14 protein-coding genes, 1 other RNA gene and 1 pseudogene are annotated in these 14,448 nt (G+C 46.5%); 14 read left to right on the top strand and 2 right to left on the bottom strand.

All coding sequences use genetic code 11. The features are described from left to right. Positions 1–230 precede the first annotated feature (230 nt). Entirely contained in the window at positions 231–752 is a 522-nt protein-coding gene (locus KNP93_RS03195) for a DUF1643 domain-containing protein (protein ID WP_214853101.1), read from the top strand. Between the two features lie 393 nt (positions 753–1,145). On the opposite strand, the gene KNP93_RS03190 is transcribed toward KNP93_RS03195, so the two are convergent. Next, positions 1,146–1,466, bottom strand: a complete 321-nt coding sequence (locus tag KNP93_RS03190; protein ID WP_131972318.1) for a hypothetical protein — start codon at positions 1,464–1,466, stop codon at positions 1,146–1,148. 151 nt (positions 1,467–1,617) lie between these two features. On the opposite strand from KNP93_RS03190, the gene KNP93_RS03185 reads away from it, so the two are divergent. The 13 genes from KNP93_RS03185 (at position 1,618) to KNP93_RS03125 (ending at position 13,507) form a co-directional block, all read left to right on the top strand. After that, positions 1,618–1,962, top strand: a complete 345-nt coding sequence (locus tag KNP93_RS03185; RefSeq protein ID WP_214853100.1) for a hypothetical protein — start codon at positions 1,618–1,620, stop codon at positions 1,960–1,962. Between the two features lie 147 nt (positions 1,963–2,109). After that, entirely contained in the window at positions 2,110–3,090 is a 981-nt protein-coding gene (locus KNP93_RS03180; RefSeq protein WP_114595129.1) for a LacI family DNA-binding transcriptional regulator, read from the top strand. Continuing rightward, entirely contained in the window at positions 3,087–3,965 is an 879-nt protein-coding gene (rbsK, locus tag KNP93_RS03175) for a ribokinase (protein ID WP_214853097.1), read from the top strand. The genes KNP93_RS03180 and rbsK overlap by 4 nt, the downstream gene beginning before the upstream one ends. Beyond that, the gene (rbsD, locus tag KNP93_RS03170; RefSeq protein WP_214853094.1) at positions 3,962–4,351 is read left to right on the top strand and encodes a D-ribose pyranase; all 390 of its coding nucleotides are present in this window, start codon (positions 3,962–3,964) and stop codon (positions 4,349–4,351) included. The genes rbsK and rbsD overlap by 4 nt, the downstream gene beginning before the upstream one ends. Positions 4,352–4,365: 14 nt before the next feature. Beyond that, positions 4,366–5,844 (top strand): sugar ABC transporter ATP-binding protein, encoded by a 1,479-nt coding sequence (locus KNP93_RS03165; RefSeq protein WP_214853091.1) that lies wholly within the window; start codon positions 4,366–4,368, stop codon positions 5,842–5,844. Position 5,845: 1 nt separating this feature from the next. After that, on the top strand, positions 5,846–6,814 hold the full coding sequence (locus tag KNP93_RS03160; protein ID WP_051525117.1) for an ABC transporter permease subunit: 969 nt from the start codon (positions 5,846–5,848) through the stop codon (positions 6,812–6,814). Between the two features lie 27 nt (positions 6,815–6,841). Further along, entirely contained in the window at positions 6,842–7,756 is a 915-nt protein-coding gene (rbsB, locus tag KNP93_RS03155) for a ribose ABC transporter substrate-binding protein RbsB (protein ID WP_214853088.1), read from the top strand. A gap of 142 nt (positions 7,757–7,898) precedes the next feature. Then, positions 7,899–8,132, top strand: coding sequence for a preprotein translocase subunit SecG (gene secG / locus KNP93_RS03150; protein ID WP_012371248.1), 234 nt, complete (start codon positions 7,899–7,901; stop codon positions 8,130–8,132). A gap of 100 nt (positions 8,133–8,232) precedes the next feature. Next, complete coding sequence (locus tag KNP93_RS03145) at positions 8,233–8,973, top strand: alpha/beta hydrolase (protein WP_214853081.1); 741 nt, start codon at positions 8,233–8,235, stop codon at positions 8,971–8,973. A gap of 14 nt (positions 8,974–8,987) precedes the next feature. Continuing rightward, on the top strand, positions 8,988–11,345 hold the full coding sequence (gene rnr, locus KNP93_RS03140; RefSeq protein ID WP_214853078.1) for a ribonuclease R: 2,358 nt from the start codon (positions 8,988–8,990) through the stop codon (positions 11,343–11,345). A 32-nt stretch (positions 11,346–11,377) separates the two neighbouring features. Beyond that, positions 11,378–11,848: an SsrA-binding protein SmpB gene (gene smpB, locus KNP93_RS03135; protein ID WP_014971147.1), complete on the top strand. Its 471-nt coding sequence runs from the start codon at positions 11,378–11,380 to the stop codon at positions 11,846–11,848. Positions 11,849–11,906: 58 nt separating this feature from the next. Then, positions 11,907–12,265: a transfer-messenger RNA gene (gene ssrA / locus KNP93_RS03130) on the top strand. A 234-nt stretch (positions 12,266–12,499) separates the two neighbouring features. After that, positions 12,500–13,507, top strand: a complete 1,008-nt coding sequence (locus KNP93_RS03125) for a YcjF family protein (RefSeq protein ID WP_251138599.1) — start codon at positions 12,500–12,502, stop codon at positions 13,505–13,507. A 124-nt stretch (positions 13,508–13,631) separates the two neighbouring features. On the opposite strand, the pseudogene KNP93_RS15920 reads toward KNP93_RS03125, so the two are convergent. Further along, positions 13,632–14,272, bottom strand: a pseudogene (locus KNP93_RS15920) (transposase). Positions 14,273–14,448: the final 176 nt, after the last annotated feature.

Raw genomic sequence — 14,448 nt, 5'->3', positions numbered from 1 at the left:
GAGTACACATTATATAGGAGATTTTTATGTTTTTAAATGAACTTGAGTCTAGTTTAAAACTAAGAACTACTCAATGCAGAAAATTCACTATACATTAATAACGCAACTTGATTCACAAATTACTTTATTGAACAGTATTTATTTTTAGATTTTGAAGATGTTTTTTCTTTATATACTAAAAAGCGTAAATAGAAAATAAGTGTAAAAGGTAGAAAGAGGGAGAGAACATAATGGTCAAGGAAATTAAAAGTACTATTGAGTCAAGGGCGTTGCTGTCGGATGATAAAAAATATAGATATCTATTAACTAGAGTATGGGATGAAAATAAACGAAAAGCCACTGTGGTAATGCTGAATCCAAGTACAGCAGATGAGTTGATAACTGATAGAACAATAATGAATGTGACAAACTACTTGATTAATAATAACTACGGTGCTGTTTCAATAGTTAACCTGTTTGCATATAGAGCTACGAAGCCTAAAGATCTTCGCAATAAAGACGATGAACAAGAGTCTCTTAATAATAAATATTTGGTAGCATCTTTTAAAGATGCAGATACTATAATCGTAGCTTGGATTAGAGATAAAAAAAAATATATAAAGAAAAAGAGAGAAGTAGAGAAAATTTTAGAAAATTATCCAAATAAGATTAAATGTTTTAAAGATAATAATGGAACAGAGTTGAGGCACCCTCGTGATATGAATCCTGGCTGGGAATTGATTGATTATAAATTTATGTATATACAAGTATGAAACTATTAATTTGAGTTAGCAATCTCTTGTCTAGATACGATTTTTTTGTAAAGAAGTTTTACTATGAAAACTCGTCATACTCGATTCGACTTACTTTCCTTAAAGCAGCAAGATACAAGACCAGACTCCGTGCCTCACTAAGGTAGAAATTCTGATCTCGTTTGTCTCTGACAGCACAAGTAGACTTGCGCTTTTTCATGTAGGAGTCGCGTGAAACGCGTGATCACAGTTTCGTAGGAAAGCAGAAAAATATTCATAGCTCGACTTCTAAGGGAAAAGGAAGCAACGCTTCCGCCCTAGAAAAGCGAGCGAATGAATATTTTTTGGTAGACCTAAAAAACGAGACCCGACGTCGTGTCGAATCCCGTGATCGGAAAATGAAATGTGTAAAAATTAGTCCTCGATAAACGTAACGAGGTAATGATGGGCAGAATAGAGCGGAGCCCGCGTGACGAAGAACTCTGGTAAGTCGGCATCGATATCGAGTTCACGTAACGTCTGTGGGTCCAGACATTCCTGAACCAGGCGTTTGATGTCACTGAGCAGTTCGTCATGAAGATTTTCTTCCGCTGTAAAAGACCGTTTGGCCTCATCTTTTAATAATAAGACGACCGGTGGAAGACCACGCAATAGATCGACCTGTAGTGGTTCTTCGTTCCGTTGAAAAAAATCGTTTAAACAACTAACGACTTTCATCGAATGATCTTCTTTCATACGAACCCCCAACTTTCTATAAGTACTGTTACTATAAGTACTGTTACTATCAAGCTATTCCCTAAAGTCAGATAGGATATGCAGGCAAACTGGAATCGAGGCATTAACGAAGCTGATAACCGGGTACAGAAAGAGGTAAGGGGGGAGAGAGATGCTGTTTCGTTATTTGTTCTTGGGTCTGGACCCCACAATCGATGATATTCAATTACGAATCGTTTATTTTACAGAACTGATTTTCTTTATCGGGCTGTATCAAATCACGAGCCGTTTTTCACGTCAAAGCATGATTCTCGGAACGGTCCTGGGTGTCACGGGGCTGATTGCGCTCCTGCCTGGAGCCATCTATATTTTGCGCTATAACCCGGAAGATGCCATCATCGACATTACGTTTTTGTTGATTTACTTACTGGAGCCGCTCGCGATTCTCGCGTTTCTCATCGCTTTGCTTCGCCGGTTATATGAAAAACGTCATCCGAATCACTCGAAAAAGTCCTGACAAACGTTGCAGCAGAACGTTTGATAGGACTCTTTTTGGTGTGTTTCAAAAAAAATAAAATATATTTTCTTAAAAAGGATTGATGTGTAACCGGTTACACAATATGATACATATTGTAAGCGTTATCAAAAGAAAGAGGTGGCGAACATGTCGACCATCCGGGAAGTAGCGAAAGTGGCTAATGTATCAGTCGCGACGGTATCTCGTGTCATGAACGAAAAAGGATACGTCAGCGAAAAAGCAAGAACAGCCGTCCTGCAGGCGATTAAGCAGCTCGATTATCGACCGAACCGGGTCGCCCGGTCGTTGTTCCAAAAACGATCTGGTCTGATTGGTTTGATCGTCCCAGACATCACAAACCCGTTTTTTCCGCAACTGGCTCGTGCTGTGGAAGATATGGCACATCAACATGGTTTTCAGGTGATTTTGTGTAACACAGACGAACAGTTTCAGAAAGAACAAGAATATATTCAATCGCTCGAAGCGATGCATGTCGACGGATTGATTATCACGACCAACTATTCAAACAATCCGAACTACGAAGAACTCGAAGTGCCGATCGTTGCCCTCGACCGCGTCCTGCAAGGAGCGATCCCGACAGTCACGTCAAATGGTCATGACGGCGGAAAAAAAGCAGCACAGTTCTTACTCGATCACGGGGCGACTGAACTCGTCGTCATCAGCGGTCCTTCAAAATTACCGACGATCCGCAAGCGGCGTGACGGATTTGAAGAAATCGCAGGTAAACATTTGGTCGCAAGCATTGAGTCGCCGTTTCATTTCCAAGGTGCCCTCGGAGCCGCGAACTACTTATTTGACCATTATGACTGCAACGGGATTTTCGCAGCGAATGATGTCATCGCCGCAGCGACGATTCAAGTCGCAGCCGAGCGGGGAATCGCGATTCCGGATCAATTACAGATCATCGGTTATGACGGAATTGAACTCGGGCAGATGATTTCTCCACCGCTCACGACGATTGCCCAGCCAATCTATCAGATGGGCGAACTGGCGGCGAAGTTATTGATTCAACGGATTGAAGGAAAAGAGATTGCGGCCGTCCATCATGAACTGATGGTCGAAGTCATTGAACGGGAAACAACGAAGCGGAAGGGTGAAGAGTCATGAAACAAATCAGTGTAGTCGGAAGTATCTCGATGGATTTGGTCGTTGAAAGCGATCGTCGTCCGTCAGCAGGGGAAACGGTCATCGGATCGGCCTTTCATACTATACCGGGAGGCAAAGGCGCAAACCAGGCAGTTGCGATTGCCCGGCTCGGCGGTCACGTTGAAATGGTCGGCTGTGTCGGTGACGATGCAAACGGTGTGGCGATCCTTCAGAACTTTGAAACGGAGCAGGTCGGAACGACGCATTTGCAGACGATTGCGAACGAGCGGACCGGAACGGCCCACATTACGCTTGCAGAAGGCGACAATTCGATTGTCGTCGTCCAGTCGGCGAACTTGGCGGTCGTCTATGATGAGAGCCAACTCGACAGCCTGCTCGGTCAGACGGACATGATTTTGTTACAGCTCGAGATTCCGCTTCAAACCGTCAAACAGGTGGCGCGTTACGGCAAGACACACGGGATTCCCGTCGTCTTGAATCCGGCGCCAGCCATCGTCCTTGACGACGAGTTACTCGAAGACGTGACGTACCTGACACCAAACGAACATGAATGTGGCTTGATTTTCGGACAACAGCAGTCACTTGAACATTGGTTAAGCCAGTATCCGAATAAATTGATTGTCACGGAAGGCAGCCGCGGTGCCCGTTTTTATGACGGAGAGGCGATCGTGACGGTCCCGGCGATCAAGACGGACGTCGTCGATACGACAGGCGCCGGTGATACCTTCAACGGGGCACTCGCTGTCAGCTTGACCGAAGGAAAGTCCCTGACGGAAGCGATTCGGTTTGCGAACAAGGCAGCCGGTATGTCCGTCCGGGCACTCGGAGCACAAGGCGGAATGCCGACGCGCGAACAGATGGAGGTCGAAGCATGAAACGACACGGCATTTTAAACAGTCATATCAGTAAAGTCTTAACGGATCTTGGTCATACGGACATGGTCGTCATCGCCGACTGTGGTCTGCCGATTCCGGCAAGCGTAGAACGGATTGATTTGGCACTTGAACTCGGGACACCATCGTTCGTTGATGTCGTCCGGATCGTTGCCGACGATATGGCCGTCGAACAGGTGACACTGGCGACAGAAATCAAAGAAGCTAATCCGGTTGCGCTCGAGGCTGTGACGAAGCTCGACGTACCGCAAGATTATGTGTCGCACGAAGCATTCAAGGAATTGACGAAGCAGGCGAAAGTCATCATCCGTACGGGTGAAGCGACACCGTATGCGAACGTCATCTTACACGCCGGCGTCATTTTTTAAGGGGAGGAAGTACGATGCAAATTGAGATGACAGGTATCACAAAAGCGTTTGGTCCCGTTCCCGTCTTGAAGGGAGTCGACTTCACTCTCGCGACCGGTGAGATTCATGCCTTGATGGGAGAGAACGGTGCCGGAAAATCGACACTGATGAAAATTCTGACCGGTGTTCATAAAGCCGATGAAGGAACGATTCTGGTCGACGGCGTCGAACAGCAGTATAAAAATCCGAAACTGGCGGAAGAAGCGGGAATTGCCTTCATCCACCAGGAACTGAACATCTTACCGGACTTAACGGTCACGGAAAATCTGTTTCTCGGACGGGAACTGAAATCCCGCTTCGGTGTTTTGAAGCAGGCGGAGATGAAACGGCTTGCCGAACGGGAACTGGCAGAATTGAACGTCTTCATGGACGTCAATCAGCTCGCCCGGACGTTATCGGTCGGACAACAGCAGATGATCGAAATCGCGAAAGCGTTGATGACGGACGCGAAGGTCATCATCATGGATGAACCGACGGCCGCTTTGACAGAGCGTGAAATCCGCGCCTTGTTCAGTGTCGCAACGGCATTGCGGGGTCAAGGAGTCTCGATCGTCTATATCTCACACCGAATGGAAGAAATCTTTGAACTGTGTGACCGGATCACGGTCTTACGGGACGGTGTCTCGGTCTCGACCCACCGGATTGCCGACACCTCATTTGAACAGATCGTCCGCGAAATGGTCGGACGCGAGATGGGTGAACGGTATCCGGAGCGGCAAGTGATACTTGGTCGGACGGTCCTTGAAGTCACCGGAGCGACCGGCAAACGATTTGAAGATGTCTCGTTCTCGGTCCGGGCCGGGGAAATCGTCGGCTTTTCCGGCTTGATGGGCGCCGGACGAACGGAAGTCATGCGCGGCTTGTTCGGGGTCGACCGGCTGAAAGCAGGGACAATCAGCTTAAACGGCAACGTCGTCAAAATCAAATCACCACACGATGCGATCAAACAGGGACTCGGTTTCTTGACGGAAGACCGAAAAGGCGAAGGATTGTTCCTCGATTTTTCACTCCGGGAAAACATCTCCCTGCCGACAATCCGGTCGTTATCGAAGTCCGGTGTCATCTCCGATCAATCGGAGCGGCAGTTCGCGGAAGGTTATCTGAAGTCGTTATCTGTCCGGCACAGCTCGATGGATCAACCGGCAAAATCCTTATCCGGCGGGAACCAGCAAAAGGTCGTCCTCGCGAAATGGCTCGGAACCAAACCGGATGTCCTGATTCTTGACGAACCGACACGCGGCGTCGACGTCGGGGCGAAAAAAGAGATTTATATGATTATGAACGAACTGGCCGCATCGGGCGTCGCAATCATCATGATCAGTTCTGATCTGCCGGAAATTCTCGGCATGAGCGATCGCGTCTATGTAATGCGTGAAGGACAAATGAGCGGCATGCTCAATCAAGAAGAGGCAACGCAAGAGAGTATCATGACGCTTGCGACAGGAGGACAATGACATGGAATTGATGCAAGGGAAACTGACAGAAAAGAAACCGAGACGACTCGGGATTGGTCAAAAGCTCGGTCCGCTCGCCGGACTGTTCGCGATCATTCTCGTCGTTTCGATCATGGAACCGGACTTTTTAACGCTTAATAACTTATTTAACATCTTACGCCAAGTTTCGATCAATGCCTTGATTGCTTTCGGGATGACATTCGTCATCTTAACGGGCGGGATCGACTTATCGGTCGGTTCGATTCTTGCTTTGTCGTCCGCGTTCGTCGCCGGTCTGATGACCGACGGAACGTCCGCGATTCTCGCTGTGCTTGCCGGCTTGATCGTCGGGGCAATCATGGGTGCTTTAAACGGAATGGTCATCTCACTCGGGAAAGTCGCACCATTCATCGCGACACTCGCGACGATGACGATCTTCCGTGGTCTGACACTCGTCTATACGGACGGGAAGCCGATTACGGGACTCAGCCAGGGTGGCTGGTTCGAATTATTCGGCCGCGGCTACTTCTGGATCTTCCCGGTTCCGGTCGTCACGATGTTGATTGCCTTTGGCGTGCTGTACTTCATCCTGAAGAAAACGACATTCGGGCGTTATACCTATGCCATCGGCGGTAACGAAGAAGCTGCCAAATTGATGGGGATTCAAGTCAACAAAGTGAAGATTTTGATCTACTCGCTGTCTGGTTTAATGGCAGCACTCGCTGGAATCATCCTGACGTCGCGTCTCAACTCGGCGCAACCGACAGCCGGAACATCGTACGAGCTCGATGCAATCGCAGCGGTCGTCCTTGGTGGAACAAGCTTATCTGGTGGACGCGGTTGGATCGTCGGGACGTTGATCGGTGCCTTGATCATCGGGACACTCAACAACGGACTGAACTTACTTGGTGTCTCGTCATTTTTCCAACTTGTCGTCAAAGGGCTCGTCATCCTGTTCGCGGTACTCGCGGACCGGAAACAAACTACGTGATTTACCATCCAAAAGGAGGATATTGATATGAAAAAACTACTCGCACTTGTCATGATGGTGTTAATGGTCTTCGCAGCGGCTTGTTCGACGGAACAACCGGGCAGTGACACGGAAAAAGAAAAGAAAACAAAAGACTTTAAGATTGGTCTGTCGATTTCGACGCTCAACAACCCGTTCTTTGTGTCACTTAAAGAAGGTGCAGAAAAAGAAGCAAAAGCACAGGGCGCAACATTGCAAGTCGCAGATGCACAAGACGATGCGGCAAAACAAGCAAGCGACATCGAAGACATGATTCAAAAGAAAGTCGATCTTATCCTGATCAACCCAACAGATTCAGCAGCAGTCGGGGCAGCGGTTCAGACAGCAAACGATGCCGACATCCCGGTCATCACGGTTGACCGTAACGCAGAAGCTGGTGACGTCATCGCGCACATCGCGTCGGATAACGTCGCAGGCGGAAAACAAGCCGGTGAATACATGATCGAACTCGTTGGTGACAAAGCGAAAGTCGTTGAACTGGAAGGAATTCCGGGTGCTTCTGCTACTCGTGACCGCGGCGAAGGATTCCACGCAGCAGTCGACGGTAAACTTGACGTCGTTGCGAAACAATCGGCAAACTTTGACCGGGCGAAAGGTCTTTCGGTCATGGAAAACATTCTTCAAAACAACAAAGACATCAAAGCCGTCTTCGCACACAACGATGAAATGGCACTCGGTGCGGTCGAAGCGTTGAAAGCAGCCGGCATGGAAGATGTCAAAGTCATCGGATTTGACGCAACAGACGATGCCGTCAAAGCAGTCAAAGACGGTAAAATGGCAGGAACCGTTGCTCAAAAACCGGCAGAAATCGGTAAAATGGGTATCGATACAGCGATCAAACACTTAAAAGGCGAGAAAGTCGACAAGAACATTCCGGTCGAACTTGACCTCATCAAACAATAAGCATCACTGCCAGCCGGTCTGATTTTGTCAGCCGGCTGGTGTTTTTTTGAAGGTAAGATGAACTTCATGAATCTATACCTTGTTCCCGTAGTTGTTTTTCTCTATAATGAAAGAAGCGTATATTACTGAAGGAGGATCATCGATGATCATTCATAACGTGGCTCTTGTCGGCCTCATCGTCGTTTCCGTTCTTCTCATCATCGTCGTTCTCTTGATGTCGGGCCGTACGGCTGGACTCGGAGCACTGACAGGTGGAGCAGAACAATTATTTGGTCGCCAAAAAGCCCGTGGCTTGGATGCGGTCCTAAACCGTGTAGCGTCTATCTTAGGGGCATTATTCTTTATTTTGGCGTTACTCGTCGCTTTTTATAAGTGAGTACTGAAACGACAGCCGTCCGATCGCGCTGTCGTTTTTTCGTATTTCTCGATTTCTAAATTTTCATTTTGGGGTATAGAGTTAGAGGGGGAATCATTTTATGAAAATCACATTACCAAAACCATTCTTTTTTGAAAGCGGCAACCGGGCTGTTCTGTTGTTACACGGCTTTACCGGATCAAGCGCCGATGTCCGGATGCTCGGACGTTACTTGCAAAAACACGGATATACTTCACTCGCACCACAATATAAGGGGCACGCTGCCCCACCCGAAGAGCTGACGAAGACCGGGCCAGCCGACTGGTGGCAAGATGTTCTCGACGGCTATGAAGAATTAAAAGCCAAAGGGTATGACGAGATTGCCGTCTGCGGACTGTCGCTCGGCGGAGTCATGTCACTTCGACTTTCAATGCACCGTCCAGTCAAAGCGGTCATTCCGATGTGCGCGCCGGCTTACATTAAAAGTGAAGAGGTCATGTATGCAGGAGTCACGGAGTATGCAAGAGAATTTAAGAAGCGAGAAGGAAAATCGGCGGAAGAAATCGAGCAGGAGATGGCAGTGTTCGAACCGATGCCGACCTTAAAGGATTTACAGGCCTTGCTGAAAGACACGCGCGATTCACTCGAAGATGTCTACGCACCGACGCTTGTCATCCAGGCCCGCAATGATCACATGATCAACACCGATTCAGCGAACATCATTCACGACGGTGTCAGTGCCTTACAAAAAGATTTGATCTGGTATGAGAACTCAGGTCATGTCATTACGCTCGACAAAGAAAAAGAAACGCTCCACCAAGATATCCATGAATTTCTGGACGGCTTGAACTGGAGCCACTAATTGGAGGTGTCACGTTGGAATTACGTGAACGAATACTAGAGGTCATCGCGGCGGACGAACGTCCGTTGTCGATTGATCAATTAACGAAAAAACTGGAATTAACAGATACGGCACAGTTCAAGGAACTGATCCGGACATTAAATGAGCTAGAAGATGAAGCACTCATCGCGCGGACCCGTTCGAACAAATACGGGACACTCGCGCAAATCGGGCAAGTCGCTGGGAAAATCTCGGTCCACCAACGCGGATTCGGATTCGTTTCACCGGAGGACGGTTCTGCAGGCGATATCTTCCTGCCGGCACCGGAACTCGGCAATGTCTATAACGGCGACCGTGTCCTCGTCAAAGTGTTTGCCGAATCAAACGGCGGCGACCGTCGTGAAGGCAAGCTGCTGAAGATTCTTTCACGCGGACCGGCTGATTTCGTCGGAACGTTCGTCAGTCCAAAAGGACGGATTGAGTCGATCGCTTACATCGAACCGGATGATTCGAAGCTGACGTTCTTACCAGTCGTCGCGGACGAAGATACGCTTGGTGCCGTCGACGGCCATAAAGTCCTCGCACGGATCACGAAGTATCCGGACGGCCGTTACGCCGGAACTGCCAAAGTCCTGCAAATCATCGGGCATAAAAACGATCCGGGTGTCGATATCCTGTCGATCGTCCACAAACACGGCATCAATGTCGACTTCTCGGACGCAGCGATTGCGGAAGCGAATAACATTCCCGATCAAATCGATGAGAAGGACCTTGTCGGCCGCGTCGACTTACGCAACGAAGTCACGGTCACGATTGACGGCGCGGACGCAAAAGACTTGGATGACGCCGTTCACGTCAAGAAACTTGCGAACGGTAACTACGAGCTCGGTGTTCACATCGCCGACGTCTCGCATTACGTTAAGGAAGATTCACCGCTCGACGAAGAAGCACGCGAACGCGGAACGAGTGTTTATCTCGTTGACCGCGTGATTCCGATGATTCCGCACCGTCTGTCAAACGGGATCTGTTCACTTAACCCGCACGTTGACCGGTTGACGCTGAGCTGTATCATGGAAATCAATCAAAACGGTGCTGTCGTTAACCATGAGATTTTACAGAGTGTCATTAAGACGGTGGAACGGATGACGTACACCGATGTCCGCAAAATCATCGAACGGGAAGACGAAGAAGTGGTTGCGAAATATCATGATCTCGTCGCGAACTTCGATCAGATGGCGGAACTGGCTGCGATTCTTCGCGAACGCCGCTCGCGCCGTGGCGCGATTAACTTCGACTTCCCGGAAGCGAAAGTCCTCGTCAACGAAGAGGGCAAGACAAGCGAAATCATCCTGCGCGAACGGTCCGTTGCCGAAAAGCTGATCGAAGAGTTCATGCTTGCTGCGAACGAAACGGTGGCGGAACACGTCCAGCACCAAAAACTGCCGTTCATGTACCGGATCCACGATGAGCCGAAAGCAGAACGTCTCGATACGTTCTTCAAGTTCATCGCGAACTTCGGGATCAACGTCGAACGCAAAGGTGAGTCGGTCACACCGAAGACGTTGCAATCGATCTTAAACGCGGTTGAAGGCGAACCGGAAGAAGCCGTCGTCAGTACGGTCATGTTACGGTCGCTCCAACAAGCGAAATATGACGTCGAACCGATTGGTCACTTTGGTCTGTCAACCGATTTCTACACGCACTTCACGTCACCGATCCGCCGCTATCCGGACTTGATGGTCCACCGTCTCCTGCGCGAGTACATCATCTTTAATGATAAATCGCAAAAGACACAAGACCGTTACGCTGCGATCCTGCCGGAAATCGCCGATCACGCCTCGAAACGGGAACGTCGTGCCGTTGACGCGGAACGCGAAACGAATGCGCTGAAGAAAGCCGAGTATATGGAACAGCACATTGGCGAAACGTTTGAAGGTGTCGTCAGTGGGGTGACCAACTTCGGTATGTTCGTCGAGTTGCCGAACACGATCGAAGGACTCGTTCACATCCAGGCGATGACGGATGACTTCTACCGTTACGACGAAGCGAACTATCAATTGATGGGTGAACGGACGAAACAACAGTTCCGGATCGGCGACGTCGTCGAAATCAAAGTCACCGGTGTCAACATCGATGAGAAGACGATTGACTTTGCTGTCGTCGGAATGCCGGAACGCCAACCGAAAAAACGCTTTGAGTCGAAGACGATCCGTTCAAGCGGCGGCCGTCCGGGACAAAAACGCGACGACAAGAAAGATGACCGTCGCGGGAAGTCGAAGCGTCCGAGTAAGCCGAACGAGCAATCAAAAGGTAAAGGCTTCGCCGGGAAAGACAAAAAGGATAAACCGCCGTTCCATAAAGCGGTCTCGAATAAAAAACGGAAGCGCAAATAAGCGCTTCTGTTTAGAAATGTGGTGGAAGAGAGATGCCAAAAGGTACAAGTTCAAAAGTATTAGCCAACAACAAACGGGCGTCGTTTGATTATGCGATTGAAGATACGATCGAAGCGGGTCTCGTCTTGACAGGAACCGAAATCAAATCGGTCCGTAAAGGAAAAATCAGTATCGGCGACGCGTTCGTCCGCTTTGACGGCGGGGAAGCAATTCTCTGGAACTCGAACATCGCCCACTTCGAACAAGGGAACCGGTACAACCACGAACAGCTCCGTCCGCGGAAACTGTTGCTGCACAAAAAACAGATTGCCAACTTGATGGGACTCGTCTCGCGCGACGGTTACACGATCGTGCCGCTGAAGGTCTACATCAAGAACGGCTACGCGAAATGTCTGATCGGACTCGGACGCGGGAAGAAGAAATTCGACAAACGCGACGATCTGAAGAAGAAGGATGCGAAGCGGGATATCGACCGTGCGTTACGCGACAAGCAAAAGTATTGAACCCGTAACACTTTTCTGCTATTATAATAGTATTCGGAAAGCCCCAATTTTATATCTTGGGGACGTTACGGATTCGACGGGGGTAGTTCGGTCTTCTGTGGCGTGTCGAGGGGTCGGCCTCGTTAAAACGCATCAGCCATAACTGGCAAAACTAACACACAACTCGCAGCAGCTTAATAGCTACTACGGATCCTAGCAGCCGTCGCCTGGTCGGCTGATTTCTAGGGTCTCACTTTAAACAGGCTACGCTTGGACCCTTCCGTCTGGAGGGAAAGAGAAGAGATGGAATCAGACTGGTCGGACGGACGCCTGTCAATTGGCAGCCTGACGACGAGATCCCAATAAATTGACTACACACGTAGAAGCTTAAGTATACGATGCCTTCGGACGTGGGTTCGACTCCCACCGTCTCCATACCCTGAAATCTTAGGATTTCAAAGAGTGAAAAACCCTTGTAAATCAAGGGTTTTTTTATTTAGTTTTTAGAGTTAAAATATTTATAAAACATTATTTGGTAATAATTATATATTTTGTGGAAACTTTATTCAGATTTAGTTATCGTTTATTTTTAAAGAATACTGCAGATAAATTATTATAATTATTTTTGATTTAAAATGTTATAATTACAATATCAACTAATAGAGGTGAATTATGACAAATCCAATTAATATGGAAGAATTTGATGGCGCGTTTGAAAAAGCATTTGAAAAAGAATCAGAAGAAATAAACGATCAGTTATCTCAAAAAATTTTATTAGCTTTAGTCGGAGATGTTAATTGTGGAAAATCTTCAACTATTAATAAACTTATGAATGAAGAAATAACTACAGTAGGAGCTAAGCCGGGTGAAACCGTTGAAATAAAAAAAATACCATACAAAGAAAATATTATTTTTGTTGATACACCTGGCTTAGATGATGTCCATAAAGATAATTCAGATATAACACTTGAATATTATAAAAATGCAGATATTATTTTATTTTTTTTAAATGCTGCCGGTACAGTACTATCAGATAATGAATTGAAAAATCTTACAGAAATATCTAAAAAAAATAAGGATATAGTAATCGTTCTAAATAAAATAGATGCAGCAGACGATGTTCCATCGTTAGTGCAATATATAAAAGACAAAACTTATAATCAGTATCCAATTGCAGCAATATCATCAAAAACAGGTGAAAATATTGAATTGCTACAAAAACACTTATTGGATATATTAAGAAAAAAATCAAAAGATATTCTACTGGGAAAGCATTTAAAAGATAAAAATTCTGTTGCTAATAAATGGATTGTTACAGCGGGAGTTTCAGCAGCAGCAGTAGGTGCTTCTCCTATTCCTGGATCTGATATTATACCTATTACAGGAATTCAAGTAGGCATGATGCTCAAACTAGCTACATTGTATGATAAGCCTTTATCAAAAGATAACGCAAAGGAGTTAATTTTAGCTACGATAGTTGGAAATGTTGGAAAGTCAGTATTTAGACAGGTTATTAAATTTGTTCCTGGGGCCGGTTCAGCGATAGGAGCAAGTGTCGCTGGTGCTACTACAATTGCTTTAGGTTACTCTATAAAGTATATGTATGAAAATGATATAGAAATTAATGCGGAACAATTAAAATCCATACACAGTATGTTTTTAGAAAAACAGAAAATCTAAAATAAATACGTGATTAAGGTCTAAGTCTATAAATATTTTTAAGGTAGTTATCTATTCAAAGTATACTAATAGTAATTTAAGATTTATAATTTCTTGCATGTGTATATCTTAAGGTACAAAAAAATTAAAACCCTTGTAAATCAAGGTTTTTTTCTGTAATAGTTTGTAAAAATAAGTGCAATACTTCTTCCGGGAAGACCTCGTATGAAGTTTTCCGGTTGGGACATTTTCTTTGTCTACCATTAATTTAGGCGAGCGCTTGAGCGAGTTCAGAGCGACTGACCTTACCAAAATACGTCCCCTTTAAGAAAAATTCAGGGAGAAGACCATTAGCGTTCTCGTTACTCCCACGTTTCCAAGAATAGTACGAATTAGCGAAGTACATCGGTAAACCTAACGCTTCGCGAATTCGTTCATGACTGCTAAACTCTTTTCTATGATTTGTCGTCGCGGTCTTGAACGATAGTCCTTCTTCTTGGAATAAACTTCCGACAATTTGTTCGGGGGACCACGTCTTATGTAACTTTTTGAGGATGAGAACTCCTTTTTCTAGCGTGAATTTCGTCCGCACGCCGCATTTATTTTTTCGTTCCACATAACTTTGGTCGGCATGGATAGCGCTGTAGTGTGGGTTCCGTCTCAATTTTCGTGAAACCGTAGAAGGTTGACGCCAAGGCATCCCGCAATCTTTCGGATGGAAAAGCCTAACTCGAGATACGTCTCTATTTTGACTCTTTCTGAAGTGGTAAGATGAACATAGCTCATAACAAATCCTCCGTTGAATGTGGTGTGGTAGCTTTATTCTACACGAGGTCGTTATGGGTTTTTTATGTTTTCTCCTAGGTGTTGCACTTAATATTATAATTCGTCAAATGTAAAAAATGACTATTTTTTCAAGTTGTTTATTTTAAAAAAATTAACGTATAATTTATTTTGTTAAA

The sequence above is a fragment of the Exiguobacterium sp. s166 genome, assembly GCF_018618855.1.
In the GTDB taxonomy this organism is placed as follows: domain Bacteria; phylum Bacillota; class Bacilli; order Exiguobacteriales; family Exiguobacteriaceae; genus Exiguobacterium_A.
Note: the sequence above shows the minus strand (reverse complement) of the source record. Positions and strands in the feature narration are given on the sequence as shown.